This window comes from Geodermatophilus sp. SYSU D00684, from assembly GCF_054050455.1.
The window spans coordinates 85,308-110,692 of the sequence record NZ_JBJGZI010000019.1 but is presented as its reverse complement, the minus strand read 5'-3'; the positions used below and the strand labels follow the sequence as shown (position 1 = coordinate 110,692).

Here is a 25,385-nt window from a genome sequence, read left to right as displayed (position 1 = left end):
CGGCAGAAATGGCCATTTCTGCCGCCGGGGAGGGGCCCTCCGCCGTCCGGGGTCTCAGACCGCGCAGGAGCCGTCCTCGCAGCCCTCGGCCGCGGGGACGGTGACCAGCGGGTGGGCGTCGGCCCAGGCCCGCTCCAGCACCTGCAGCAGCAGCTCGGCCGGCTGCGCACCGGCGGCGCCGTACTTCCGGTCGACGACGAAGAACGGCACCCCGGTGGCGCCGAGCGCCTGGGCGGTGGCGCCGTCGGCGAGGACCGCGGGACGGAAGCGGTGGTCGGCGAGCGCCGCCCGCACCTCGGCCTCGTCCAGGCCCACCTCGACGGCCAGGGCGGCCAGCGAGTCGACGTCGAAGACCGAGCGGCCCTCCTCGAAGTGGGCGTGCAGCAGCCGCTCCTTCACCGCGCCCTGCAGGCCGCGCTCGGCGGCCAGGTGGATGAGCTCGTGGGCGAGCAGCGTGTTGCCGCTGACGCCGTCGGCCAGGTGGTACTCGAGGCCCTCACCGGCGGCGGTCTCCTCGACGTGCCGCATCATCGCGCGCATGTCCTCGACCGGGCGGCCGTACTTGGCGGCCAGCGCCGGGAGGGTCGCGTGGGTCTCGCCCTCGGGGATGGTGGGGTCGAGCTGGAAGGACCGCCAGACCACCTCGACCTGGTCGCGGTGGGGGAACCGCTCCAGCGCGGTCTCCAACCGGCGCTTGCCGATGTAGCACCACGGACAGACGACGTCGGACCAGACCTCGATGCGCACGGCATCCCCCAACCACGGTCCGGCCGCCGTCATTCCGCGCGGTGGGCCTCCGCGCGGGCGCGCCCGTCGCCGGGGGTCGGGTCGAGGAAGACGAAGCGGACGCCCTCGTGGCGGGCGACCAGCCGCCGCTCGGCCTCGTCGGAGGCCCGCTCGATGTCGGCCACGGTCGCGGTGTCGGCGAAGTCGACCTTGGCCATGACGGCCAGCTGCCCGGGCCCGATGACCGTGGTGAGCAGGACCGGGACGTCGTCGACCTGGGGCAGCCCGGCGATCTCCTCGCGCAGCTGGTCCTGCAGCCGGCGCGGGATCGACTGGCCGATGAGCAGCGAGACGTTGGCCCGCGCCAGCGACCCGGCCACCAGGAGCAGCAGCACGCCGATGAGGACCGCGGCGACGCCGTCCCACACCGGGTCGCCGGTCACCTGCTCGAGGAACAGGCCCAGCGCGGCGAGGACGAGGCCGACCAGGGCGGCGCTGTCCTCGAACGTCACGGCCTTGACCGTGGTGTCGGTGGTCTCGGCCAGGTAGCGGCGGGGCGTCGTCCCCCACCTGCGGGCGGCCCCGCGGACCTGCCGCACCGCCTTGAGCCAGGAGGCGCCCTCGAGGACGAACGAGACGGCCAGGACGACGTAGGCGATCAGCGGCGAGCCCTGCTCCTCGCCCTCGAGGATCGTCTCGATCCCCTGGTAGAAGGAGAAGCCGGCGCCGAGGGTGAAGGTCGCGAGGCAGGCCAGCAGCGCCCAGAAGTAGGTCTCCCGGCCGTAGCCGACCGGGTGGCGGGCGTCGGGCGCCCTGGTGCCGCGCTTGAGCGCGACGAACAGCAGCACCTCGGTGATCGTGTCGGCCAGCGAGTGCGCGGCCTCGGACAGCATCGCCGAGGAGTGGCTGACCAGCCCGCCGACCAGCTTGGCGACGGCGATGCCGAGGTTGGCCAGGCCGGCGACGACGACGGTGCCGGTGGACTCCCCGCCCGGCTCCCCGCCCGACTCCCCGCCGCTGCCCTCCTTCGCGCGGACGTGCTCACGGGTGGGGACCGGCTCGCTCATGGCCGCACCGGTGCCCCACAGTTGCCCGGCGCAACCACGTGCCGGTCAGCGGCGCGTCGTGCCCCGCCCCGAGCGGGAGCGGGGCACGACCGCGCGCGGAGGGCTCAGCGCACGCCGACGAGGTCGACGACGAAGACGAGCGTCGCGCCCGGCTTGATGACGCCGCCGGCGCCGCGGTCGCCGTAGGCCTTGTGCGGGGGGATGGTCAGCCGGCGGCGGCCGCCGACGCGCATGCCCTGGATGCCCTCGTCCCAGCCCTGGATGACCATGCCGACGCCGAGGCGGAACTCGAGCGGGTCGCCCCGGTCCCAGGAGGCGTCGAACTGCTCGCCGCCGTCGTGGGTGACGCCGACGTAGTGGGCGCTGACCAGGTCACCGGCCGTGGCCTCGGGGCCGTCACCGACGACGAGGTCCTCGATCACCAGGTCGTCGGGCGCGGGCCCGGTGGGCGGCTCGACGTCGGGTCGGCTCAGGGGCTCGGCCATCGGGTCCTCCTCGGATCAGGGGTGCCGGGGGGTCCCCGACGGGTCCCGACCATCCAAACAGCGGTTCCACCTGCCCGCCCCGCCGGGCTACGGTCCGGCGGCGTGATCGACCACCTCGCGCTGCAGGTCGCCGACGTCGACGCCGCGGCCGCCTTCTACACCCGGGTCTTCGCACCGGCCGGCGTCCGGGAGGCCGTGCGCATCGACGTCCCGGGCGGTCCCGTGGTGGGGCTGTGCGGGCCGGACGGGCAGCCGCGGCTGTGGCTCGGGCCGCTGACCGAGGGCTCCGAGCGGCCGGTGCACCTGGCCCTGCAGGCGCCGTCGCGGGCCGCCGTCGACGAGGTGGTGGCGCTCGCCCGGGAGTCGGGGGCCGAGGTGCTGCACGAGCCGCGGCTGTGGCCGGAGTACCACCCGGGCTACTACGGCGGCTTCTTCCGCGACCCGGACGGCAACAACGTCGAGGCGGTGCACCACACCCTCCCCGGCTGACGGGGTGCGCGGCCGCCGGAGGCGTGCTGGGCTGGTCGGGTGACCTCCGCTGACGCGCCGTGGTGGACCCGTGCCGTCGTCTACCAGGTCTACCCGCGCTCGTTCCAGGACTCCGACGGCGACGGGATCGGCGACCTCGGCGGGGTCCTGCAGCGGCTGGACCACCTGGCCGACCTCGGCGTCGACGTCGTCTGGCTCTCGCCGGTCTACCCCTCGCCGCAGGCCGACAACGGCTACGACATCAGCGACTACCAGGACGTCGACCCGCTGTTCGGCACGCTGGAGCAGCTCGACGAGCTGGTCGCCGGGCTGCACGCCCGCGGGATGAAGCTGGTGATGGACCTGGTGGTCAACCACACCAGCGACGAGCACCCGTGGTTCGCGGAGAGCCGGTCGTCGCCGGACTCGCCGAAGCGGGACTGGTACTGGTGGCGGCCGCCGCGGGCGGGCCTGGCGCCCGGCGACCCCGGCGCCGAGCCGACCAACTGGCACGGCTTCTTCTCCGGCTCCACCTGGGAGCTCGACGAGGCCAGCGGCGAGTACTACCTGCACCTGTTCGACCGCAAGCAGCCCGACCTGAACTGGGAGAACCCCGAGGTCCGGCAGGCGGTCTACGCGATGATGCGGTGGTGGCTCGACCGCGGGGTCGACGGGTTCCGCATGGACGTCATCAACCTGATCAGCAAGGACGTCGGCCCGGACGGCGAGCTGCACGACGGCCCGCCGCTGCCCGGCCTGCCCTGGGGGGACGCGACCGCGTCGGTGGTGTGCGGCCCCCGCATCCACGAGTTCCTGCAGGAGATGCACCGCGAGGTGTTCACCGGCCGGCGCGAGCAGCTGCTGCTGGTCGGGGAGACGCCCGGCGCGACGGTGGAGGACGCGCTGCTGTTCACCGACCCGGCGCGCGGGGAGGTAGACATGGTCTTCCAGTTCGAGCACGTGGGCCTGGACTTCGAGGGCTCGAAGTTCTCCCCGCGGCCGCTGCGGTTGCGCGACCTCAAGGCCTCCTTCGGCCGCTGGCAGACGGGCCTGGCCGACGTCGGCTGGAACTCCCTCTACTGGGACAACCACGACCAGCCGCGGGCGGTGTCCCGCTTCGGCGACGACTCGCCCCGGTACCGCCGGGACTCCGCGACCTGCCTGGCCACGCTGCTGCACCTGCACCGTGGGACGCCCTACGTCTACCAGGGCGAGGAGATCGGGATGGCGAACTTCCCGTTCACCGACCTGGCCCAGTTCCGGGACGTCGAGTCGCTGAACCACCAGGTGCAGGCCGTGGCGCACGGCGCCGACCCCGACGAGGTGTTCGCGGCACTGCGCCGGATGAGCCGGGACAACGCCCGCACGCCCGTGCAGTGGGACGCCTCGCCGAGCGCCGGGTTCACCACCGGGACGCCGTGGCTGGCGGTCAACCCCGACCACGTCGAGTGGAACGCCGCCGCCCAGCGCGACGACCCCACCTCGGTGTTCGCCCACCACCGGCGGCTGATCGCGCTGCGGCACGAGGACCCGGTGGTGGCGCTGGGGCACTTCACGATGCTGCTGCCCGACCACGACGAGGTGTACGCGTTCACCCGCAGCCTCGACGGCGACGACCTGCTCGTCGTCTGCAACACGAGTGCCGAGGAGCAGGACCTCGCCGGCCTGCTCCCCGAGGCGGTCGGCGCGGAGGGGGGGGGCGCGGCCCCCCCCCCCCCCCCCCCCCCCCCCCCCCCCCCCCCCCGCCGTGCTCAGGCCCTGGGAGGCCCGAGTGCTGCGCCTTCCGGCTCACTGACCGTCTCGGGTTCCGCCGGCTCCTCGGGCTCCGCCGGCTCCCCGGCGGGGACGTCGAGCGGGTGGGCGATCTCGTCGGCCGGCAGCCGCCAGTACAGGATCGCCGCGACCGCGAGCAGCGGCGGCACCAGGCCGGTGAGCAGGAACGTGCCGGTGAGCCCGACCACCTCGCTGACCGGCCCGGCCAGCGCCATCGACAGCGGCATGAACGCCAGCGAGACGAAGAAGTCGAGGCTGGACACCCGCCCGAGCAGCGCCGGCGGCACCCGCCGCTGCAGCAGCGTCCCCCAGATGACGGTGCTCGACTCGAACGCCGCGCCCAGCACCCCGGCCGCGGCGATCATCAGCCACAGCGACGACGTCCAGCCGAAGACGACCATCGGCACGCAGCCGAAGCCCCACAGCAGGTTCATGACCGTGAGGTAGCGCCGCGGCAGCCGCAGCGAGGCGACGACCGCCGACCCCAGCGCGCCGCCGATGCCGAACGCGGCCAGCACCCAGGCGTGCTCGGTCGGCCCGCCGCCGGTCTGGTCGCGGATCGCGAAGGGGACCAGCACCTCGAACGGGCCCATGAACACCAGCACCATGAGCGAGGCGAACAGCAGCGTCGCCAGCAGCCACGGCGTCCGGACCATGTAGGCGACCCCCTCGCGGACGTCGGCGAACAGGCCCGAGCCGACCTCGTCGCGGCGCACCGGCAGCGTCGGCAGCGCCGCCACGCACGCGGCCGAGACCGCCGAGGTCAGCGCCGTCGCGAGCAGCGCCGCGCCGGGCGAGAACGCGCCGACCAGCACGCCGCCGGCGGCGGGCCCGATCGCCATCGCCAGCGCCGGGCGGACGACGCCCTCGAGGCCGTTGGCGGCGAGCAGGTCGCCCGCCGGGACCACGCTGGGGACCAGCGCCGAGTAGGCCGGGTAGTACAGCCCCATCGCGACGCCCTGGGCCAGCGCGGCCGCGGCCAGCGGCCCGAGCGCCAGCGCCCCGGCCAGCGACAGGACGGCGACCAGCCCCACCGCGGCCGTCTGCAGCAGCGCGACGCCGAGCAGGATCTGCCGCTGCGGCACGCGGTCGGCCAGGGCACCGCCGAGCAGCGTGCTGGCCAGCATGCCGCCCGCGGACAGGGCGGTGGCGGAGGAGAGCGCGGCGGGCCCGCCGCCGAGGTCGACCACCTGCCAGACCAGCGCGACCGTCCACAGCCCCTGGGCGAGCAGCGAGAGCCCCATCGAGGCGGCCAGCAGGCGGTAGTCGCGGTGCCGCAGGGGCGCGAGCGCGCGCGGCAGGCCGGCCATCTCGGGTCCTCCTCGGGGGTCGGCGCCCCGTCGGCGCCGTCGGCCCCATGCTCGCCGACGGGGCCGACAGCAGTCAGCCGGATTACCGGGAGTGCGCAGGAACGGTCGCGTCTACAGTCCCGTTCCCGTGGGCCGGGTGGTCGAGGCGGTGCTGCCCGCCCGGATGGGGACGTCGTTCCGCTGGCTGGTGGCGTCGTCGTGGGCGAGCAACCTGGGCGACGGCGTGGCGCTGGCGGCCGGGCCCCTGCTGGTGGCCGCCCGCACCCAGGACCCGCTGCTGGTCGCGCTCGGCGCCCTGCTGCAGCAGCTGCCGTGGCTGCTGTTCGGCCTGCACGCCGGCGTCCTGGCCGACCGGGTGGACCGGCGGCTGCTCGTCGCCGCCGTCGACCTGGCCCGCGCCGGGGTGCTCGCCGTGCTGGCCGCCGCCCTGTTCACCGGCGACGTCGGGCTGGTGCCCGTGCTGGTCGCGCTGTTCGTGCTGGGCACCGCCGAGGTCTTCGCCGACACCGCCGCCGGCACCCTCCTGCCGATGGTCGTCGACCGGGCCGACCTGGGCGTCGGCAACGCGCGCCTGACTGCGGGCACGCTGACGATGAACCAGCTCGCCGGGCCGGCCGTCGGGGGCCTGCTGTTCGTGGCCGGCGCCGCGTGGCCGTTCCTCGCCCAGGCGGTGCTCGTCGCGCTGGGCGCGGTGCTCGTCGCGCGGATGCGGGTCCCGCCGCCGGAGCGGCCGGCGCGGCGGGGGCGGATCGGCCGGGACGTCGCCGAGGGGCTGCGCTGGACCTGGGGCCACCCCGCGGTGCGGACGCTGACCGTCACGATCGTCCTGTTCAACGTCACCTACGGCGCCGCCTGGTCGGTGCTCGTCCTCTACGCCGACCAGCGGCTGGGCCTGGGCGCGGCCGGCTACGGCCTGCTCACCACGGTCGGCGCGCTGGGCGGCATGGTCGGGACGGCGTCCTACGACTGGCTGGAGCGGCGCGTCGGCATCGCCGCGCTCATGCGGGTGGGGCTGCTGTTCGAGACGCTCACCCACCTGGTCCTGGCGCTGGCCACCACGCCGTGGGTCGCCGCGCCGGTGCTGTTCGTCTTCGGCGCGCACGCGTTCATCTGGGGGACGACGTCGCGCACGGTCCGGATGCGTGCGGTGCCGGCCGGGTTGCAGGGCCGGGTGGGGAGCCTCTACGCGATGGGCGTCTTCGGCGGCATCCTGGCCGGCCAGGCCGTCGGCGGGGTCGTCGCCCGGGCCTGGGGCGTGACCGGCCCGTTCTGGTTCGCGTTCGCCGGGTCGGCGGTGCTGCTGGCGCTGATCTGGCGCGAGCTGGGCCACGTCGCGCACGCCGACACCGCGGTTCCCGCGGCCGGGTGACGCTCGCGCTCTGCCCACACCGGTGTGCAGAGCACGAGCGTCGTGGCATCAGGCCCCGGGCGCGAAGACGATCCGGAAGCCGCCGTCGACCGGCTCCACCTGCCAGAAGACGTCCCCGGAGGTACCCGCCACCGCGGGCTCGCCCAGGCCGGTCTCGGTCGGCTCGGCGGCGGGGGCGGCCGACGCGTAGTGCGCCAGGACGTCCTCGGCGGCGAGGGCGGAGGCGTAGTCCGCGTACTCCTGGCTGCCGTCGGCCGTGCCGCCGGTCTCGCACAGGGTCGACCCCTCCGGCGGCTCCGGGAAGCCGGCCGGGACGGACTCGACGTCGGCGATGTCCGCCCCGCCGGCGACGGCGAGCGGGAACGCCGCCAGGCACTCCTCCGGCACGTCGGGCGCGGCGCCGGCGTCCCCGGCCGCACCGGCGTCCTCGGCCGCGGCGGCGAGGTCGTCGAGCTCCCCGCCGCCGCAGGCGGACAGCAGCAGGGCGGAGCCGAGCAGCGCCCCGGCGAGGGCACGGCGGACGGTCGGACGGGTGCGGGACACGGTTCTCCTCCGGCGTGGTCGGGCCCCGGGCGGACGACCGGGACCGGCCCGCGGGCGCCGCCCGGCGGGGCGGTCCGGCTGCGGGCCGCGCGGGACCGTAGAGGAGGGACGCCGTCCCGTCAGCCCCTCCTCGCGCGGGACCTCCGGCCCCCTCGCAGGGACCCGCCGCGAGCGTGCGAGCGGCGGGGGGCGAGGGGGTCCTTCGTCACGTGAGCGGCGAGCGGGGCAGCAGGCGGTCGCTGATGATCCGCTTCTGGATCTCGCTGGTGCCCTCGAAGATCGTGGTCAGCCGGGCGTCGCGCCAGTGCCGCTCGACCTGCCGCTCGGTGGTGTAGCCGTTGCCGCCGTGCAGCTGCATGGCCTGGTTGGTCACGCGCACCGCCATCTCCGTGGCCTCGAGCTTGACCATCGAGGCCTCCTTCTCGCAGCGCACGCCGAGGTCGATGAGGTGGGCGACCTGCCGGTAGAAGGCGCGCGCCTGCTCGATCTGGGCCGCCATCTCCGCGACGGCGAAGCGCAGCGCCTGGAAGTCGCCGATCGGGTGGCCGAACTGCTCGCGCTCCTGCAGGTAGACGATCGAGTCCTCGAGCGCGGCCCGGGCCAGGCCGACGGCGCGGGCGGCGGTGTGCACCCGCGCGGTGTTGAGGAACTTCTGCGCCTCGGCGAACCCGGCCCGCCGGGCGGCCTCGCCCTGCTCGTCGCTGGCCGCCGCCTGGTCGACGACGTTCTCCCGCGGGATGCGCACGCCGTCGAAGACCAGGTCCCAGGTGAGGAAGCCGTGGTAGCCGATCTTGTCGATCGGGGTGCCGGTGAGCCCGGGCGGGAACGCGCCGCGCTCCTTCTCCAGCAGCAGGTTGACCAGCCCGGCGGAGCGGGACTCCCCCGGCTCGGGGTCGCGCTCGCGGACGAGGACCTGGATGAAGTCCGCGGCCTCGGCGTTGCCGCACCAGCGCTTGTGCCCGGTGACCACCCACTCGTCGCCGACGAGCACCGCCCGGGTGGAGACGCCGGCGAGGTCGGAGCCGGCGTCGGGCTCGGACAGCGCGATGGCGCCGATCCACTCGCCCTTCGCGCTGCGGCGCAGCAGCTCCCCGCGCCGCGCGGGGTCGGCCAACGCCGTCCCCAGGCCCTGGGAGCGGGCGAGGATGCTCGCGCTGCTCATCCAGGCGCGGGCCAGCTCCTCGGAGACCATGCAGTACTCGAAGACGCCGAGGCCCAGGCCGCCGTGCTCGGCGGGCACGGTGATGCCGAAGTAGCCGAGCTCGGCCATCCGGGCCAGCAGCGCCTCCGGGAGCAGCCCCTTCTGCGGGTCGAGTTCGTCGGCGACCGGCAGCACCTCGTCGTGGGCGAACCGGCGGGCCTGCTCCTGCAGCGCCTCGCGCTCGGGGGTGTGCCACGGCGGCAGCAGCGCGGGCGGCTGCGGCTCGAGCAGGTCGGCGGGGCGCTCCTGGGTCGACGTCATCGTCGGGGGCCTCTCTCCGTCGCGGTCGGGGGTCGCGGTCCAGGTCCCTGCTCACCATGCGCGCCGGACTCCTGGCCTGCACGGCGCGCCCGCGGGAGCGTGACCGAGCACACGCCCGTCCCCCGGATCGCACAGACACTTCACAGAACTCACACACCGCTGGTAGGACTACCGCCGTGGCCCTCCCCGACCGGCTCGACGTGACGCTGCGGCTGGTGCGCAACGCCGGCCGGGCCTCGCTCGCCGACCTCGCCGCCCGCCTGGGCGTCTCCGAGATGACCGTGCGGCGCGACCTCGACGCGCTGCAGGCCCGCGGGCTGGTCGAACGGGTCCGGGGCGGCGCGGTCGCCGTCGCCGGGCCGGAGAGCTCCGCGGGCTTCGCCGCGCGGGCCGGCTGGCAGGCCGGCCTCAAGGACCGGATCGGCCGCCGGGCCGCCGCCCTGGTCGAGCCGGGCGCGACCGTGCTGCTCGACGCCGGGACGACGACGGTGCACGTGGCCCGCGCGCTGGCCGACCGGGCGGCCGCGGGCGAGGGCCCGTTCACGGCCGCCGTCGTGAGCCTGCCGGTGGCGGACGCGCTGGCCGACCGCCCGGGGATCCGCCTGCTCGTGGTCGGCGGGGAGTCGCGGCCGGGCGAGCGGAGCCTGGCCGGCCCGCTGACCGCCGCGGTGCTGCGGCAGCTCACCTTCGACCTGTTCGTCATGTCGATCGGGGCGGTGAGCGCCGCGGCCGGCTGGTCGGAGTTCACGCTCGAGGACGCCGCGGTCAAGCAGGTCGGGCTGCAGCAGGCCCGCGGCACCCTCGTCGTCGCCGACGCCTCGAAGCTCGGCGTCCGCGCCTTCGCCTCGGTGGCCCCGCTGGACGCGGTCGGCCGCCTGGTCACGGACGCCAGCGCCCGCGACCCCCAGCTCACCCCCGCGGCGCAGGAGACCCTCGCCGCGCTCGACGACGCCGGCGTGGAGGTCGACTACACGTGAGCCAGCCCCTCTTCATCCTGGTCGCCGGCCCCTACCGCGGAGGCACCGGCGACGACCCGGAGAAGATCGCGGCCAACCACCGGGCCATCCAGCGGGCCTGCCTGGAGCTGTTCCGCGCCGGCCACCTCGCCGTCAACGGGGAGGACCTGGCCCTGCCGCTGGCCGGGCTGGCCGGGTCGACGCGGGTGGGCGACGCCGCCTTCGACGAGGTGTTCCACCCGATGGGCCGCCGGCTGGTCGCCCGCGTCGACGCCGTGCTGCGGCTGCCCGGCGCCTCGGCGGGGTCCGACGAGATGGTGGCGCTGGCCCGCGCCCGTGGCGCGGCGGTCTACGGCAGCGTCGACGAGGTGCCGGCGGTGGCCCGGTGACCGGCGTGCTCGGCGTCCCCGGCGTCGACGTGCCCGACGCGCGCGGGCGGACCGGGCTGGACCGGGTGGGGCGCGACCTCACCGGCAACCCCGACGTCGTCGTCCGGGACGTCGAGGTGCTCTCCAGCGCCTGGTACGTCAACCGGCGGACGACGCTCGCCCGCCGCGGCCGCGACGGCGCCTGGCGCACCGAGCAGCGGGAGACCCACGACCGCGGCAACGGCGCCACCGTGCTGCTGTACGACGCCACCCGTCGCACCGTGCTGCTCACCCGGCAGTTCCGCTTCCCCGCCTACGTCAACGGCTCGCCGGACGGGATGCTCGTCGAGACCGCCGCCGGGCTCCTCGACGAGCAGGACGCCGAGGCCGCGGTCCGGCGCGAGGCCGAGGAGGAGCTCGGTGTCGCCGTCGGGGCGCTCACCCGGCTCCCCGACCTGTTCATGAGCCCGGGTTCCGTGACCGAGCGGCTGGCGTTCTTCGCCGGGCCCTGCACCCCGGCCGACCGGGTGTCGGCCGGGGGCGGGCTCGCCGAGGAGGGCGAGGACATCGAGGTGCTCGAGCTGCCGTTCGACGACGCGCTGGCCATGGCGGGCGACGGCCGGATCGCCGACGCGAAGACCGTCCTGCTGCTGCAGTGGGCGGCGCTGCGCGGGCCGTTCTCAGCGGGCGCCGCGCTCCCGGGCGAGGGCGACGTAGTGCTCGACCAGTGACGCGTCGTCCACGGCCCCGGTGTTGACCGCCTTCTCCGGCGGCACCCCCTGGAACAGCCGCTTGAGCGGCACCTCCAGCCGCTTGCCGGTCCGGGTGTGCGGCACGCCGGGGACGACGAGGATCTCGTCGGGCACGTGCCGGGGGCTGGCCGAGCTGCGGATGGCGGCCCGGATGCGGCCGGCGAGTTCGTCGGTGAGCTCGGCGCCGGGGGCCATCTGCACGAACAGCGGCATCCAGTAGCCGCCGTCGCGCTGCTCGACGCCGAGGACGACGCAGTCGGCGACCTCCGGGAAGCTCTCGACGGCGGCGTAGATGTCGGCGGTGCCCATGCGCACGCCGCCGCGGTTGAGGGTGGAGTCCGAGCGGCCGGTGATGACGCAGGTGCCGCGCTCGGTGACCTCCATCCAGTCGCCGTGCCGCCACACGCCCGGCCACGGCTCGAAGTAGGACTCGCGGTAGCGGGTGCCGTCCGGGTCGTTCCAGAAGTACAGCGGCATCGAGGGCATCGGCTCGGTGATGACCAGCTCGCCGAGCTCCCCGGTGACCGGCTCGCCGTCCTCGCCCCACGCCGCCGCGGCGACGCCGAGCATCGGCCGCTGCAGCTCGCCGGCGGTCACCGGGAGCAGCAGCGTGCTGCCGATGAAGCCGGTGGCGACGTCGGTGCCGCCGGAGACCGAGGCGAGGAAGACGTCGCGGCCGACCGCGTCGTAGACCCACTCGAACGCCGAGGCCGGCAGCGGCGAGCCGGTGGAGCCGATCGTCCGCAGCGCCGACAGGTCGTGGGTCTCGCCCGGCCGGATCCCGGCCTTCTCGCAGGCGACGAGGTAGCCGGCGCTGGTGCCCAGGTAGGTGAGGCGGGTCCGGGCGGCGAGGGCGAACTGCGCGTCGACCGAGGGGTACGCCGGGGCGCCGTCGTGGACGACCACGGTGGCGCCGCGCAGCAGCGCCGAGGTGGCGATGTTCCACATGATCCAGGCGGTGGAGGCGTACCAGTAGAAGCGGTCGCCGGGGCCGACGTCGCCGTGCAGGCCCAGCTGCTTGTGCTCCTCGAGGACCACGCCGCCGTGCCCGTGGACGATCCCCTTGGGCAGCCCGGTGGTGCCCGACGAGTAGACGATCCACAGCGGGTGGTCGAACGGCAGCGCCTCGAACTCCGGCTCCTGCCGGTCGGCGACGGCGTCGGCCCAGGCCAGCGCGCCGTCGGGCAGCTCGCCGGGGAACAGCCGGGGGACGGCGATCGTCGTCGTCACGGTCGGCAGGGCGGCCCGGAGCTCGGCGACGACGCCGCGCCGGTCGTAGGGCCTCCCGTTGAAGCGGTACCCGTCGACGGCGACCAGCACGGTCGGCTCGATCTGGGCGAACCGGTCGAGCACGGCGCGGGTGCCGAAGTCCGGCGCGCAGGAGGACCACACCGCGCCGATCGACGCCGCCCCGAGGAACGCGACGACCGCCTCGGGGACGTTGGGCAGGTACCCGGCGACCCGGTCGCCGCGGCGCACGCCGAGCCGGAGCAGGGTCGCGGCGAACGCGCCCACCTGCGCGCGCAGGTCGGCCCAGGACACCTCGACCGGCTCGGCGTCCTCCGCGACGGCGATGAGCGCGGGGTGCTCGTCGGTGGCGTGCCGCAGTGCCTGTTCCGCGTAGTTCACCGTGGCGTCCGGGAACCACTCGGTGCCGGGCATCTCCCGCCGGGTGAGCACCCGGTCGTCGGGGACGCCGGGCAGCACGCCGGACCACGCGGCGACGTCGGCCCAGAACTGGTCGAGGTGCTCGACCGACCAGCGCCAGATCGCGTCGTAGTCGGTGGGGTCCAGGTCCAGCCCGCGGCGGGCGGCCACCTCGCGGGCGAAGGCCGCCAGCCGCGTCGCCTCCCGGACCTCCCGGGTGGGCTGCCAGAGCACCGGTGCGGGAGAGGTGTCAGCGGTCACAGCGGCACCCTGCCACTCCTCCCGCGCCCCCGGGGCGGGTGGGTCGGCCTCACTGGACGTGACCGTTCCGTCTCGTTTTCACCCCATCAGGGGACGGTCCTCGCGTGGCGACTCCTGTGACGGACCGGTTCCAATGAGTGAGCACTGTGTCGGACGACACCCGGGGGGAGGTGCGATGGACGAGCGTTCCCTGCTGCCGTGCCGTCGCACCCGCCTGCGCCGGTGGGGCGGCCGCCTGGCGGTCCTCGCCGGGACCGCCGCCGGGATCTGGCTGGCCGGCGCGTCCGGCGCCTCGGCCGACGAGCCGCCGCCCGCCGGCCTGCTGGGCGCGGTCACCGCCCCGGTGGGCGAGGTGGTCGAGTCCGTCGCCCAGCCCGTCGTCGCGCCCGTCGCGGACGCGGTCGCCCCCGTCCTGACGCCGGTCGCCGAGGCGGTCACCCCGGTTCCCGCACCGCTGCGGGACGTCGTCGCGCCCGTCGGCCGGGCCCTCGAGCCGGTGACCGACGTCGTCGCGCCGGTGACGCGGACGCTGTCCCCGGTCACCGGGGCGCTGCGGCCGGTCCTGGCGCCGGTCACCGAGGCGCTGTCCCCGGTGACCGGCGCGCTCCCCCCGACGGACGTGCCGCCCCTGGTGGACGTCCCCGTGGCCCCTGTCGCCGACGGAGCCGGCACCCCGGCCGGCGCGCCCGCGGCCGTCGCCGGCGCGCCGGTCGTGGCCGCCCCGCCCGCCGGGCCCGCTGCCGACGTCGCGGGCCCGCGGGTCCCCGCCGCGGCCGAGCGGTCCGCGGACCTCGCCGGTCCCGCGCCCGCCGCGGCGCCGGCCGCCGTCCCGACGCCCACCGTGCCGGTCCCGCCGCTCGTGCCCGCGGTCCCCGTCGCGCCGGCCGTGCCGGCGTCCGCGGGCACCGCCACCGGCGCCGCCGGCGCGGACCAGCCCACCTCCGACCTCGGCGCGACCGTCCCCGTCGCGCCGCGGGCGGCCGCCGTGGCCGCCGCTGCCGAGGCCCGGGACGCCGCCGCCGGCGACCCGGTCGACCCCGCCACCTCCCCCGACTGAGGACGCGCCTCCCGGCTTCCGAGCCGGTCGAGCGCAAGTCCCCGCCGTCCCGTCCGGGACGCGGTCCCGTCCTCAGTCAGGAGTCCTCCATGCACCCCTGGGCCACCCGCGCCCTGCGCGTGGCACTGATGACCGGCGGCCTGCTGGCCACCGGCACCGGTGTCGCCGCCGCGTCCGACGACCTCGACGTGACGGTGCCGGTCACCGTCACCGACAACGCGCTCGGTGTCCTCGACACCGGCATCCCGGTCGGCGGGCTCGAGCTGCCCGCCGTCTCGCAGGACCTCTCCCTCGACCCGGGCCCGGTCGACGTCTCGGTGCCCGTGACGATCGGCGGCAACGACGCCTCGGTCGCCGGGGGCACCGCCACCCAGGAGCCCGCCGCGCCGGCCCCGGGCAGCACCGACCCGGCCGACGTCGTCGTGCCGGTGACCGTCGTCGGCAACGGGATCGGCGTGCTCGGCGACGCCGCGGCCGGCGGCACCGCCCCGGCTCCCCCCGAGGGCGCGGTGACCGTGCCGGTCACCGTCTGCGGCAACGGCGTCGGCCTGCTGGGCGACGCGCTCGGGGGCTGCACCGCCGCCCCCGAGCCGGCTCCCGCCCCCGTCGACGGCGGCCCGCTCGGCGACCTGCTCGACGTCGACGTCCCGGTCACCGCGTGCGGCAACGGCGTCGGCGTGCTCGGCGACGCGGCCGGGGACTGCACCCCGGCGATGCCGACCGGGGAGCCCGGCGCCGGGTCCGACGGCTCCCTGCTCGACGTCGACCTGCCGGTCACCGTCTGCGGCAACGGCCTGGGCGCTCTCGGCGACGGCGCCGGCGAGTGCACGCCGGCCACCTCCGGGGACGGCTCCGGCGACGCCGACGGCGGCCTGCTGGACGTCGACCTGCCGGTCACCGTCTGCGGCAACGGCATCGGCGTGCTGGGGAACGCGCTCGGCGGGTGCTCCCCCGAGGGCACGGAGGGTCCCGGTGGTCCCGGCTCCGGGGACGACGGCTCCGACGGCGGCATCGACGTCGACGTGCCGGTGACCGTCTGCGGCCTGGGCCTCGGCCTGCTCGGCGACGCACTCGGCGACTGCGCGCCGCCGACCGACCCGACGGACCCGACCGACCCGACGAACCCGACCGACCCGACGGACCCCACGGATCCGACCGACCCGCAGCACCCGGGCTCGCCGGAGGACTGCCCGGGCCACGGCTCGGGTCACCACGCCGGTCACGACCGGGGTCAGGGCCCGGCGGCCGGCTGGGCCTCCGGGACCCCCCGCCCGGCCTCGGCGGCCGGCTCCTGGGCGGCGGGCCCCAGGTCGGCCGGTTCCTGGACGGCCTCCGACCGCTCCGCGGACACCGGGGAGCTGGCCTACACCGGCACCGAGACGGCGACCGCCCTCGGCGCGGCCCTGCTGGCCCTCGCGCTGGGGGCCGGCCTGACCCTCGCCGGCCGGCGCCGTCGCGAGGACGCCGTCTGACCGGCGTCGCCTGACCGCTCTCCGCGGGCCCGGCCGGCAGCGTCGCCGGCCGGGTCCGCGGACGGGCGCGTCCGGGAGCACCTCTGCCACGATCCCGTCGTGACCGAGCCGGAGCCGGGGACCGAACGCAACGTGCTGGGCGGTCCCCTGGAGCCCTGCGGCACCGAGCCGGTGACCGGCTTCTACCGCGACGGGACGTGCCGCACCGGTCCGGACGACCTGGGCAGCCACACGGTGTGCGCCGTCGTCTCCCTCGAGTTCCTCGCCCTGCAGCGCGAGCTCGGCAACGACCTCACGACCCCCCGGCCGGAGTTCGGGTTCCCCGGGCTGCGGCCCGGCGACCGCTGGTGCGTCGTCGCCGCCCGCTGGCTGCAGGCCTACCGCGCCGGCGCCGCGGCCGGGGTGGTCCTCGCGGCCACGAACGCGCGGTCGCTGGAGGTCGTGCCGCTGGCCGCGCTGCGGCAGCACGCGGTCGACGTCCCCGACGACATCAGCGACCTGGAATGAGCCCGGTGTCCCGCGCGCTGGAGCCGTCGACCCGCCCGGCCCGCGAGGAGTGCCCGTGACCGACCTGCTCGACCTGCCCGTCTCGACCCTCCAGGGCGAGGACACCACGCTCGGCGCGCTCACTGGCCGCCGCCCGGCCCTGGTGGTCAACGTGGCCAGCCGCTGCGGCCTGACCCCGCAGTACACCGGGCTCGAGGAGCTGCAGCGGGAGTACGGCCCGCGCGGGTTCACCGTCGTCGGCGTGCCGTGCAACCAGTTCGCCGGGCAGGAGCCCGGCACCGCCGAGGAGATCGGGTCCTTCTGCTCGGCCACCTACGGCGTCACCTTCCCGATGACGGGGAAGGTCGACGTCAACGGCCAGGGCGCGCACCCGGTCTACCAGCGGCTCACCGAGGCCCCCGACGCCGCGGGCGAGGCCGGTCCGGTGCAGTGGAACTTCGAGAAGTTCCTGGTCGACGGCGACGGCGCGGTCGTCGCGCGGTTCCGCCCGATGACCGAGCCGGGCGCGCCGGAGGTCCGGACGGCGATCGAGGCGCTGCTGGCCGGCTGACCCGCGCCGACTGCCGTCGCGCGTCGACGGTGCTGCATGACCGGCGGTGCACGAGGACCGCCGGCACCGCGTCGCGGCGCGGGGCCGGAGCCGGCTCCTGCGGTGGACCACCCGCTCCTGCGGTGCTGCAGGACCGCAGGAGCGACGCCGACACCGCAGGAGCGGGCCCGGGCGGCGGGAGTGCCGGGGACGCCGGGGCGGGGCAGCATCGGGCCATGGCCGACCTGCACTTCTACTTCGACCCGGTGTGCCCGTTCGCCTGGCTGACCAGCCGGTGGGTGCGCACCGTCGCGGCCCGGCGGGAGTACGACGTCGACTGGCGGTTCATCTCGCTGCGCCTGCTCAACGCGCACGTCGACTACGACGCCCACTTCCCGCCCGAGTACGAGGCCGGCCACACCGCGGGGCTGCGGCTGCTGCGCGTGGCCGCCCGCACCCGCGAGGAGCACGGCCGGGCGGCGGTGGGCACGCTCTACGAGGCCCTCGGCCGGCGGGTCTTCGAGACCGAGCCCGACCGGCCCGGCACCGCCGGCGAGCGCGGCACCCGGGCCTACCTCGAGCCGGTGCTCGACCGCGCCGGGCTGCCGGCGGGCCTCGCCGACGCCCTCGACGACGACGGCTGGGACGCCACGATCCGGGTGGAGACCGACGAGGCGCTGGCGCTCACCGGCAAGGACGTCGGGACGCCGATCCTGCACTTCGAGCCGCCCGGGGGCGTCGCCTTCTTCGGCCCGGTCATCAGCCGGCTGCCCGCCGACGACGACGCGGTCGAGCTGTGGGACGCCGTCGTCCGGCTGGCCCGCTTCCCCGGGTTCGCGGAGCTCAAGCGCAGCCTGCGCGAGCGGCCCCAGCTGGCGTCGTTCGGCGTGGCGCCCGGGGAGACCGGGGTACAGGAGGACTGGCACGGCGGGAGCCGCCGCACGAAGCGGTGAGCGTGAACCCGCACCGGAGCGGGTACTAAGGTGAGCCTTGCCTGATCTCGACCGTCCGGAGCTGCCCGGTGCCCGTCCCCAGTGTCACCCGCGCTCCCGCGGCGACCCGGGCGATCCCGCGGCGCCCGGCGGGGACCGCCCGGACGAGGCGCCGCGTGCTCGGCCTGACCGGCCTCCTCGTCCTCGTGGTCGCCGCCTGCGCGGCCAGCATCGCGATCGGCACCCGCCCGCTCGGCCTGGGCACCGTGTGGGAGGCCCTCACCGACCGCTCGCTGCGGACCGAGGAGGCGGTCATCGTCTGGGACCTGCGGGTCCCGCGCACCGCGCTCGGCCTGATGGTCGGGGCGTCGCTCGGCGTCGCCGGCGCCCTGATGCAGGGGCACACCCGCAACCCGCTCGGCGACCCCGGCCTGCTCGGCGTCACCGCCGGCGCCTCCTTCGCCGTGGTCCTCGCCATCGCGCTGCTGGGGGTCAGCACGCCGTCGGGGTACGTGTGGTTCGCCTTCGCGGGGGCGCTGGCGGGGACCGTCGCCGTGTACGTCCTGGGGGCGGCCGGGCGCGGCGGGGCCACCCCGGTCACCCTCGCCCTGGCCGGCTCCACGCTGTCCGCGCTGCTCTACGCCCTGGTGCGCGCCGTGCTGGTCAGCGACTCCGACTCGCTGGACGCCTTCCGCTTCTGGGTGGTCGGCGCGCTGGCCGGCCGCGGCGCCGACATCGCCTGGCAGGTGCTGCCGTTCATCGTCGCCGGCCTGGTGCTCGCCCTGCTCAACGCGCCCGCCCTGGACCTGCTCGGCATGGGCGAGGACGTGGCCCGCGGCCTCGGCCAGCGGGTGTGGCCGGCCCGCGCCGTCGGCCTGGTGGCCATCACGCTGCTCGCCGGCGCCGCGACGGCGGCCTGCGGGCCGATCGCGTTCGTCGGGCTGGTGGTCCCGCACGCCGTCCGGGTGTTCACCGGGCCGGCGCACCGGTGGCTGGTCCCGTGCTCGGCGCTGGCCGGGGCGTTCCTGCTGCTGACCGCCGACGTCGTCGGCCGGGTGATCGCGCGGCCCGGCGAGGTGCAGGTCGGCATCGTGCTCGCCCTGCTGGGCGGGCCGTTCTTCATCGCGCTGGTGCGCCGGCGCCGGAGCGCGACGCTGTGAGGGCCGCCGCGTGACCGCCACCGTCGACACCATCCGCGAGACGACCCCGCCCGACCCCGGCGGGCGCGCGGGCGGCCGTGCGGTCGTCCTGCGGTACGGGCCGGTGTCGGTGCGGTTCCGCTGGCGGTCGGTCGTCGTGCCGCTGGCCGCGCTGGCCGTCGTCGTGCTGCTCGGGGCGGTCGCGCTGGGCCGCGGCGACTACCCGATCGCGGTCACCGACGTGCTGCGCACGCTGGCCGGCGCCGGCGAGCAGGGCCAGCGGTTCGTCGTGCTGGAGCTGCGCGCGCCGCGGGTCGCCGTCGGCGCGCTGGTCGGGCTGGCGCTGGGCGTGGCCGGCGCCCTGTTCCAGACCTTCGCGCGCAACCCGCTGGCCTCCCCGGACATCCTCGGCATCACCTCGGGCGCCTCGGTGGGCGCCGTGGTCGCGATCGTCGCCACCGGGACCTCGTCGGCCGGCGCGGTCCTCGGCGGCGTCGGCGTCCCGCTCGCCGCCCTCGCCGGCGCGCTGGGAGCCGGGCTGCTGCTGTTCCTGCTGGCGTACCGGTCCGGCGTCGACGGCTACCGGCTGGTCCTCGTCGGCGTCGCGGTGTCCTCGATCGCGCTGGCGGTGGTCGACTGGCTGCTCACCCGGGCGGCCATCTACGACGCCGCGGCCGCCTACGTGTGGATCGTCGGCTCGCTCAACGCCCGCACCTGGGACCAGGCCGTGCCGCTGGCCCTCGCCCTCGCGGTCCTGCTGCCGCTGGCCCTCGCGGCGGGGCGGGTGCTCGGCGTGCTGCAGTTCGGCGACGACACCGCGCGCGGGCTGGGCGTGCGGCTGCCCGCGGCGCAGGCCGCCGTGGTGCTCATCGCGGTTGTGCTGGTCGCCGCGTCGGTCTCGGCCGCCGGGCCGGTCACGTTCGTCGCGCTGGTCGTCCCGCAGATCGCCGTCCGGCTGACCGGCGGCTCGCGCCCGCCGGTGCTGGCGTCGGGCCTGCTCGGCGCGGCGCTGGTGGTGCTGGCCGACCTGCTCACGCGCACCGTCCTGCCCGAGGCCCTGCCGGTGGGCATCCTCACCGCCGTCGTCGGCGCCCCGTACCTGCTCTGGCTGCTCGTCCGCGGGAGGCGGACCATCGCATGACGACTCCCACCACCGACGCGCCCCCGCTGTCCGTGCCCGCGGGCGAGGGGCGCGTGCGCCTGGCGGCCGAGGCGCTGCGCCTGGCCTACGACGACCGCGTCGTCGTCGACGGCCTGGACCTCGCGCTCACCGACGGCTCGTTCACCGCGGTCGTCGGCCCCAACGGCTGCGGCAAGTCCACCCTGCTGCGGGCGCTGGGCCGGCTGCTGCGCCCGGCGGCGGGTCAGGTGCTGCTCGACGGGCGGGCGATCGCCAAGACGCCGACCCGCGAGGTCGCCCGGGTGCTCGGGCTGCTGCCGCAGACGCCGGTCGCGCCGTCCGGGCTCACCGTCGCCGACCTGGTGGCCCGCGGCCGCCACCCGCACCAGAGCTGGCTGCGGCAGTGGTCGACCGAGGACGAGGCGGTCGTCGCCGAGGCGCTCGCCTGGACCGACATGAGCGACCTCGCCGACCGCCCGGTGGACGAGCTCTCCGGCGGCCAGCGGCAGCGGGCGTGGATCTCCATGGCGCTGGCGCAGGGCACCGACCTGATCCTGCTCGACGAGCCGACGACGTACCTGGACCTGTCGCACCAGATCGACGTCCTGGAGCTCGTGTCGCGGCTGCACGCCGAGCGGGGGCGCACGGTCGTCGTCGTGCTGCACGACCTCAACCTCGCCGCCCGCTACGCGCAGCGGCTGGTGGCCATGCGCGACGGCGTCCTGGTCGCCTCCGGCACGCCGCACGAGGTGCTCACCGAGCAGCTGCTCGCCGACGTCTTCGACCTCGAGGCCCGCGTGGTGCCCGACCCGGTGGCCGGCACCCCGATGGTCGTCCCGGTCCGCCGCCTCCCCCGGTGAGCTGATGGAACGGCCACCCTTCAGGGACCCGCGCCGAGCCTGCGAGGCGCGGGGGGAAGGGTGGCCCTTCCTCAGTTCTCGGCGCGACCCTCGCGCCAGTAGCCCATGAAGGCCACCGAGCGCCGGTCGACGCCGAGGTCGCCGACCAGGCGGCGGCGCAGCTGCTTGACCATCGCGGCCTCGCCGGCCAGCCAGGCGTAGCAGCCGGTCCCGGCCGCGGGGTCCTCGGGGACCTCCCACAGCAGGCCGGTGTCGAGGTCGACGTCCTCGGGGGCGGGCGCCGGCGCGGCGCAGACGCCGAGGTCGACCAGCGCGGCGTGCACCGCGGGCACGAGCAGCTCGCCGCGGGGGCGGTCGGCGCGGGCCAGCCAGCGCACCTGCACGCCCTCGGGCAGCCGCAGGTCCTGCAGGTCCCCGGCCTCGGGCACCTCGAGGACGGCGACGGCGCGCCGGCCCGGCGGCAGCGCCTCGAGGATCGCGCTGACGGCGGGCACCGCGGTCTCGTCGCCGGCGAGCAGCAGGCAGGAGGCCGTGGCCGGCGGCGCCCACTCGACGCCCCAGGCGCGGCCACGGCCGGGCCGGTCGGGGCCCATGAGCACCATCGGGTCGCCCGGGCGGGCCTGCGCGGCCCAGGTGGCGGCCGGGCCGGCGTGCCCGTCGGCGACGCCGTGCAGGACGACGTCGAGGTCGACCTCGGCCCGCTCGGGACGGGCCGCGCGCACGGTGTACGTGCGCAGGACCGGCCGCCGCTCCTCGGCGAGCGCGCAGTAGGCGGGGTACCACTCGGCGCCGGCGGCCTGCAGCTCGGCCAGCGCCGTCGGGTCGGGGGCGAGGACGAGCTTGACCCGCTGGTCGTCCCCGGCGACGCCGAAGTCCTCGAGCTGCGGACCGGTGAGCGTGATCCGCACCGTCGACGGGCCGAGCGGGCGCACGCGGGCGACGACGGTCTCGAAGAACAGCCACCGCGGCAGCTCGGCCACCGCCGCTGCCGGGGCCTCGATCGTCGTCGTCACGCGGGTCTCCGCTCCGCTCGGGGACGGCCCTCGCGGACCGGAACTGAGGCAAGGCTAACCTCCCCTCGCCCGCAGGGGGAAGGCCCTGCCCGAACCGGAGGAGGACCCCGGTGTCCCGACCCCCGCGCCTGCTCGGCGCCCCCCTCGCGCTGGCGGCCCTGCTCGCCGCGAGCGCCTGCGCCGGACCCGGCACCGACGAGGGGGCGGAGGCCACGGCCGGGGGCTGGTCCTTCACCGACGACGTGGGCACCACCGTCGAGCTCGACGCCGCGCCGGAGCGGGTGGCCGGCCTCAACGACGTCGCGTCGTCGCTGTGGAACCACGGCATCGAGCCGGTGGCCACCTTCGGCCAGACCTCGGCCGCCGACGACGTCCAGTTCGAGGGCCGCGACCTCTCCGGCGTCGAGATCGTGGGCGAGAGCTACGGGCAGATCGACCTCGAGGCGCTGGCCGCCGCGGACCCCGACCTGATCGTCACCACCGTCTACCCGGTGGACTCCGAGGGGACGCTGGACGACACCCAGCCCCTCTACGGCTTCGAGTCGCTGGAGCAGCAGGAGCAGGTCGCGCGGATCGCACCGGTCGTGGCGATCGCCTGGCGCGGCTCGGCCGCCGACGTCATCGAGCGCACCGCCGAGCTCGCGCAGTCCCTCGGCGCGGACATGGACGGCCCGGAGGTGAGCGCGGCCCGGCAGGACTACGAGGAGGCCTCCGCGGCGCTGACCGAGGCCGCCTCCTCCGGGGTCACCGTGCTGCCGGTGGCCGCCTACCCGGACGAGGGCTTCTACATGGCCAAGGCCCCCGACGACCCGTCGCTGCGCCTCTACTCCGACCTCGGCGTGCAGTTCGTCGACCCGGGCGGCGACGGCTACTTCTGGCAGACCGCGAGCTGGGAGCAGGTGCCGCAGTACCGCAGCGACGTGATCCTCTACTCGCTGCGCGGCGCGATGACCCCCGAGGAGATGGCCGGCCAGCCGACCTACGGCCTCCTGCCCGCCGCGCAGGCACAGCAGGTGTACCCGTGGGAGTACGTCGGCATGGACCACGCCGCCCAGGCCCGCTACATGGAGCGCCTGGCCGGCTGGCTCGCCGACGCGCAGAAGGTCGCCTAGTCGAAGGACCCCTCGCCCCCCACCGCTCGCAGGCTCGCGGCGGGACCCTGGGAGGGGCCGACGGCCATCGGAGGAGGGCTCACAGGGGCGCCGGCGTCTCGGGGACGGGCGCCGGCGCCGGGGCCGGCCGCGCGGCGGTCCGGGCGGTCTGGGCGAGCGCGATGCCGCCGAGCACCACCAGCCCGCCGGCCACCTGCCAGCCGGTGAGCACCTGCTCGAGCCACAGCCAGGCGACGACCGAGGCGAACACCGGCTCGACGGTGGCGACCAGCCCGGCCGTCGTCGGCGGCAGGTGGCGCAGCGCGGCGATCGACAGCCAGAACGGCGTGATCGCCCCGAGGACGACGATCCAGGCCACGAGCGCCCACAGCGGCAGCTGCGCCGAGCCGAGCGAGACCGGCACCCGATCCCCCAGCACGCCGGCGTCGAACGACGCGGTGAACGGGGCGACGACCGCCCAGAACAGCGCGGCGGCGACGAACGTCCAGGTGGTGAGCGCGACCGGGTCGCGGGTGGCCGTCCCGCGCTCGCCCATGAGGTAGTAGGTCGCCAGGCAGACGGCGGCGGCCAGGCCCGCGGCGACACCGAGCGGGTTCAGCGAGCCGCCGCCTTCCCACACCTGCGCGACGAGGACCAGCCCGGACAGCGACAGCGCCAGCGCCACCCAGATCCGGGGGCGCACGGACTCCCGGCGGACCAGCCGGACCCACAGCGCGATCCCGACCGGCGCGGTCATCTCGAACACCAGCGCGATGCCGACGGGCAGCCGGCCGATGGCCACGTAGTAGAGGAACTGGGTCAGCGCGACGCCGACCACGCCGAACACCGCGAGGAAGGGCACTTCGCGCCAGGTGAGCCGCAGCCGCCGCGGGGAGACGAGCGCCAGCGCGGCCAGCAGGCCGACCGCCGCCCCGCCGCAGCGCATCGCCGTCAGCCAGGTGGGCGGGACGCCGGCCTGCAGCGCGAGCGTGGAGACGGTGCCGTTGACGGCGAACAGCCCCGCCGCCGCCACGGTGGTCAGGTAGCCGATGGCTGGGCGGCGGGTGTGCGGCACCCGTCCGAGCGTAGCGGTCGTACCGTCGTACGCCACCTACCGACGCGTCACCGGCGGCGCGGCGGCTCCCCGCGATCATGGCGCGGTGACCACGCCCGCCCGGCGCGTCGCGGTTCCGGCGCCATGATCGCGGTCACGGCACGGGTGACCCACAGGGAGGGCGGGCACCCTCGTCGGCGTGACCGAACCCCGCCGCCCGTGGTCCCGACGGCGCCGCCGCCTGCTCCTCTGGCTGGGCGCGGGGGCCGTCGTCGGCGGGGTCGGGGCGCTCGCACTGCCTGCCGAGTTCGGCGTCACCGCGGCCTACCTCGGGGCGCTGTGCGCGTTCCTGCTGGTCGCCGCGGCGGTGGTCTTCGTCGCCTTCCCCGGGCCGGACACCGCCGGCGCGCTGCTGCGGTCGACGCCGGTGGCCGGCGCGGTGCTCGTGGTGGGGGTCCTCGTCGCACTGTCGGCGGACGGGCAGCCGCTGTGGTGGCTGGCCGCCGGGGTGGGCGCGGTCTGGCTGGTCTCCGCGCTGTGGCTGGCCCGCTCCGGCTGACCCGCGGGACGGCCCCGACCCGGGCCGGGCGAGACTGCGGGACGTGCACCTGCCCTCCGCCTGCTACCTCCCGGACGGCGACGGCTACGTCGCGACCGCGCTGACCATCGGGCCGTGGGACCCGGGCCTCCAGCACGCCGGGCCGCCGGCGGCGCTGCTCGCCCGCGAGGTCGAGCGCGCCGGCGGCATCCCCGGCGGGCAGACGGTGCGGCTGGCCTACGACGTGCTCGGGCCGGTGCCGGTGGGGCCGGTGCAGGTGGAGGCCCGCGTGCTGCGCCCGGGCAAGCGGATCGAGCTGGTGGAGGCCACGCTCACCGCGGCCGGGCGCACGGTCATGCGGGTGACCGCCTGGCGGATGCGCAGCCGCGACGCGGCCGACACCGCCACGCCCCCGCAGCCGGCCGCCGTCGGCCCGGAGGACGCCCGCCCGGCGGTGTTCGACGTGTTCCGCCAGGAGGTCGCCTACCACCGCGCGCTGGACTGGCGGGAGGCGTCGGGCTCGCTCACCGGCACCGGGCCGGCCGCCGCCTGGACCCGGCCGCTGTGCGCGCTGGTCGAGGGCGAGCCGATGACGCCGCTGGAGCACCTGCTGGTCATGACCGACGCGGCCAGCGGCATCTCCGCCGAGCTCGCGTGGGACCGGGCGACCTTCGCCAACGTCGACCTCGTCGTCGCGCTGTTCCGGCAGCCGGCGGGCGAGTGGCTGGGCATGGACGCGACGACGACGATCGGGCCCGGCGGCGTCGGGCAGTGCTCGGCCGACCTCTACGACGGCAGCGGGCGGATCGGCCGCTCGGTCGCCTCGCTGTTCGTCGAACCCCGCTGACCGCGGCAGAAATGGCCATTTCCGCCGCTCCCGACGAGG

At 76.5% G+C, this 25,385-nt stretch carries 25 protein-coding genes and 1 pseudogene; 17 read left to right on the top strand and 9 right to left on the bottom strand.

Annotated elements, in window-relative coordinates; translation table 11 throughout:
* Positions 1–54: 54 nt before the first annotated feature.
* The 3 genes from ACI79L_RS15345 to ACI79L_RS15335 all read right to left on the bottom strand — a co-directional run bounded on the left by ACI79L_RS15345 (position 55) and on the right by ACI79L_RS15335 (position 2,278).
* Entirely contained in the window at positions 55–747 is a 693-nt protein-coding gene (locus ACI79L_RS15345) for a DsbA family oxidoreductase (RefSeq protein ID WP_456937634.1), read from the bottom strand.
* 29 nt (positions 748–776) lie between these two features.
* Positions 777–1,793 (bottom strand): cation diffusion facilitator family transporter, encoded by a 1,017-nt coding sequence (locus ACI79L_RS15340; protein ID WP_456937633.1) that lies wholly within the window; start codon positions 1,791–1,793, stop codon positions 777–779.
* 104 nt (positions 1,794–1,897) lie between these two features.
* Positions 1,898–2,278 (bottom strand): FKBP-type peptidyl-prolyl cis-trans isomerase, encoded by a 381-nt coding sequence (locus ACI79L_RS15335; protein ID WP_456929985.1) that lies wholly within the window; start codon positions 2,276–2,278, stop codon positions 1,898–1,900.
* Positions 2,279–2,380: 102 nt separating this feature from the next.
* Between ACI79L_RS15335 and ACI79L_RS15330 the strand changes: the two genes are divergently transcribed.
* Positions 2,381–2,767, top strand: a complete 387-nt coding sequence (locus ACI79L_RS15330) for a VOC family protein (protein WP_456937632.1) — start codon at positions 2,381–2,383, stop codon at positions 2,765–2,767.
* 39 nt (positions 2,768–2,806) lie between these two features.
* Positions 2,807–4,369 (top strand): annotated as a pseudogene (locus ACI79L_RS15325) (alpha-glucosidase); the annotation flags it as partial.
* 128 nt (positions 4,370–4,497) lie between these two features.
* Here the strand turns inward: ACI79L_RS15325 and ACI79L_RS15320 are convergent.
* Complete coding sequence (locus tag ACI79L_RS15320; protein WP_456937631.1) at positions 4,498–5,829, bottom strand: MFS transporter; 1,332 nt, start codon at positions 5,827–5,829, stop codon at positions 4,498–4,500.
* A 127-nt stretch (positions 5,830–5,956) separates the two neighbouring features.
* Here ACI79L_RS15320 and ACI79L_RS15315 point away from each other — a divergent pair, with 127 nt between their 5' ends.
* Positions 5,957–7,198: an MFS transporter gene (locus ACI79L_RS15315; RefSeq protein ID WP_456937630.1), complete on the top strand. Its 1,242-nt coding sequence runs from the start codon at positions 5,957–5,959 to the stop codon at positions 7,196–7,198.
* A gap of 48 nt (positions 7,199–7,246) precedes the next feature.
* On the opposite strand, the gene ACI79L_RS15310 is transcribed toward ACI79L_RS15315, so the two are convergent.
* A complete protein-coding gene (locus tag ACI79L_RS15310; RefSeq protein WP_456937629.1) occupies positions 7,247–7,741 on the bottom strand; it encodes a hypothetical protein in 495 nt (164 codons plus the stop codon).
* Between the two features lie 205 nt (positions 7,742–7,946).
* A complete protein-coding gene (locus ACI79L_RS15305) occupies positions 7,947–9,203 on the bottom strand; it encodes an acyl-CoA dehydrogenase family protein (protein ID WP_456937628.1) in 1,257 nt (418 codons plus the stop codon).
* 176 nt (positions 9,204–9,379) lie between these two features.
* On the opposite strand from ACI79L_RS15305, the gene ACI79L_RS15300 reads away from it, so the two are divergent.
* From ACI79L_RS15300 to ACI79L_RS15290, 3 genes are read left to right on the top strand one after another with little or no spacing between them, the layout of a single operon-like run.
* Positions 9,380–10,180, top strand: coding sequence for a DeoR/GlpR family DNA-binding transcription regulator (locus ACI79L_RS15300; RefSeq protein ID WP_456937627.1), 801 nt, complete (start codon positions 9,380–9,382; stop codon positions 10,178–10,180).
* Positions 10,177–10,548, top strand: a complete 372-nt coding sequence (locus tag ACI79L_RS15295; RefSeq protein WP_456937626.1) for a DUF4406 domain-containing protein — start codon at positions 10,177–10,179, stop codon at positions 10,546–10,548. The genes ACI79L_RS15300 and ACI79L_RS15295 overlap by 4 nt, the downstream gene beginning before the upstream one ends.
* Positions 10,545–11,258: an NUDIX domain-containing protein gene (locus tag ACI79L_RS15290; protein WP_456937625.1), complete on the top strand. Its 714-nt coding sequence runs from the start codon at positions 10,545–10,547 to the stop codon at positions 11,256–11,258. Before ACI79L_RS15295 ends, ACI79L_RS15290 begins: the two co-directional genes overlap by 4 nt.
* Here ACI79L_RS15290 and ACI79L_RS15285 read toward each other — a convergent pair.
* Positions 11,208–13,187 carry an acetoacetate--CoA ligase gene (locus ACI79L_RS15285; protein ID WP_456937624.1) on the bottom strand — a complete coding sequence of 660 codons (1,980 nt, stop codon included), beginning with the start codon at positions 13,185–13,187 and terminating at the stop codon, positions 11,208–11,210. The two genes, ACI79L_RS15290 and ACI79L_RS15285, sit on opposite strands and share 51 nt — an antisense overlap.
* Before the next feature lie 175 nt (positions 13,188–13,362).
* Here ACI79L_RS15285 and ACI79L_RS15280 point away from each other — a divergent pair, with 175 nt between their 5' ends.
* From ACI79L_RS15280 to ACI79L_RS15245, 8 genes are all read left to right on the top strand, one after another.
* Positions 13,363–14,244: a hypothetical protein gene (locus tag ACI79L_RS15280; RefSeq protein WP_456937623.1), complete on the top strand. Its 882-nt coding sequence runs from the start codon at positions 13,363–13,365 to the stop codon at positions 14,242–14,244.
* An 89-nt stretch (positions 14,245–14,333) separates the two neighbouring features.
* Positions 14,334–15,716, top strand: coding sequence for a hypothetical protein (locus ACI79L_RS15275; RefSeq protein WP_456937622.1), 1,383 nt, complete (start codon positions 14,334–14,336; stop codon positions 15,714–15,716).
* A gap of 99 nt (positions 15,717–15,815) precedes the next feature.
* Positions 15,816–16,223 carry a DUF2237 family protein gene (locus ACI79L_RS15270; protein WP_456937621.1) on the top strand — a complete coding sequence of 136 codons (408 nt, stop codon included), beginning with the start codon at positions 15,816–15,818 and terminating at the stop codon, positions 16,221–16,223.
* Between the two features lie 55 nt (positions 16,224–16,278).
* Complete coding sequence (locus ACI79L_RS15265; RefSeq protein ID WP_456937620.1) at positions 16,279–16,773, top strand: glutathione peroxidase; 495 nt, start codon at positions 16,279–16,281, stop codon at positions 16,771–16,773.
* A 215-nt stretch (positions 16,774–16,988) separates the two neighbouring features.
* A complete protein-coding gene (locus tag ACI79L_RS15260; RefSeq protein ID WP_456937619.1) occupies positions 16,989–17,705 on the top strand; it encodes a mycothiol-dependent nitroreductase Rv2466c family protein in 717 nt (238 codons plus the stop codon).
* A 155-nt stretch (positions 17,706–17,860) separates the two neighbouring features.
* Positions 17,861–18,844 carry a FecCD family ABC transporter permease gene (locus ACI79L_RS15255; RefSeq protein WP_456937618.1) on the top strand — a complete coding sequence of 328 codons (984 nt, stop codon included), beginning with the start codon at positions 17,861–17,863 and terminating at the stop codon, positions 18,842–18,844.
* A 10-nt stretch (positions 18,845–18,854) separates the two neighbouring features.
* Positions 18,855–19,964 carry a FecCD family ABC transporter permease gene (locus ACI79L_RS15250; protein ID WP_456937617.1) on the top strand — a complete coding sequence of 370 codons (1,110 nt, stop codon included), beginning with the start codon at positions 18,855–18,857 and terminating at the stop codon, positions 19,962–19,964.
* The gene (locus tag ACI79L_RS15245; protein ID WP_456937616.1) at positions 19,961–20,803 is read left to right on the top strand and encodes an ABC transporter ATP-binding protein; all 843 of its coding nucleotides are present in this window, start codon (positions 19,961–19,963) and stop codon (positions 20,801–20,803) included. Before ACI79L_RS15250 ends, ACI79L_RS15245 begins: the two co-directional genes overlap by 4 nt.
* A gap of 71 nt (positions 20,804–20,874) precedes the next feature.
* Here the strand turns inward: ACI79L_RS15245 and ACI79L_RS15240 are convergent, their stop codons facing one another.
* The gene (locus tag ACI79L_RS15240) at positions 20,875–21,816 is read right to left on the bottom strand and encodes a siderophore-interacting protein (protein ID WP_456937615.1); all 942 of its coding nucleotides are present in this window, start codon (positions 21,814–21,816) and stop codon (positions 20,875–20,877) included.
* Positions 21,817–21,926: 110 nt separating this feature from the next.
* Between ACI79L_RS15240 and ACI79L_RS15235 the strand changes: the two genes are divergently transcribed.
* Positions 21,927–22,928, top strand: coding sequence for an ABC transporter substrate-binding protein (locus ACI79L_RS15235; protein WP_456937614.1), 1,002 nt, complete (start codon positions 21,927–21,929; stop codon positions 22,926–22,928).
* 79 nt (positions 22,929–23,007) lie between these two features.
* Here the strand turns inward: ACI79L_RS15235 and ACI79L_RS15230 are convergent, their stop codons facing one another.
* Positions 23,008–23,982, bottom strand: a complete 975-nt coding sequence (locus ACI79L_RS15230; protein WP_456937613.1) for an EamA family transporter — start codon at positions 23,980–23,982, stop codon at positions 23,008–23,010.
* A gap of 178 nt (positions 23,983–24,160) precedes the next feature.
* Between ACI79L_RS15230 and ACI79L_RS15225 the strand changes: the two genes are divergently transcribed.
* On the top strand, positions 24,161–24,520 hold the full coding sequence (locus ACI79L_RS15225; RefSeq protein ID WP_456937612.1) for a hypothetical protein: 360 nt from the start codon (positions 24,161–24,163) through the stop codon (positions 24,518–24,520).
* Between the two features lie 43 nt (positions 24,521–24,563).
* On the top strand, positions 24,564–25,346 hold the full coding sequence (locus ACI79L_RS15220) for a thioesterase family protein (protein WP_456937611.1): 783 nt from the start codon (positions 24,564–24,566) through the stop codon (positions 25,344–25,346).
* Positions 25,347–25,385 lie beyond the last annotated feature (39 nt).

Excerpts from the sequence above, each read along its gene's own strand:
- ACI79L_RS15340 (WP_456937633.1), bottom strand. The coding sequence starts at position 1,793 with ATGAGCGAGCCGGTCCCCACCCGTGAGCACGTCCGCGCGAAGGAGGGC.
- ACI79L_RS15335 (WP_456929985.1), bottom strand. The coding sequence starts at position 2,278 with ATGGCCGAGCCCCTGAGCCGACCCGACGTCGAGCCGCCCACCGGGCCC.
- ACI79L_RS15320 (WP_456937631.1), bottom strand. The coding sequence starts at position 5,829 with ATGGCCGGCCTGCCGCGCGCGCTCGCGCCCCTGCGGCACCGCGACTAC.
- ACI79L_RS15305 (WP_456937628.1), bottom strand. The coding sequence starts at position 9,203 with ATGACGTCGACCCAGGAGCGCCCCGCCGACCTGCTCGAGCCGCAGCCG.
- ACI79L_RS15280 (WP_456937623.1), top strand. The coding sequence starts at position 13,363 with ATGGACGAGCGTTCCCTGCTGCCGTGCCGTCGCACCCGCCTGCGCCGG.
- ACI79L_RS15275 (WP_456937622.1), top strand. The coding sequence starts at position 14,334 with ATGCACCCCTGGGCCACCCGCGCCCTGCGCGTGGCACTGATGACCGGC.
- ACI79L_RS15260 (WP_456937619.1), top strand. The coding sequence starts at position 16,989 with ATGGCCGACCTGCACTTCTACTTCGACCCGGTGTGCCCGTTCGCCTGG.
- ACI79L_RS15245 (WP_456937616.1), top strand. The coding sequence starts at position 19,961 with ATGACGACTCCCACCACCGACGCGCCCCCGCTGTCCGTGCCCGCGGGC.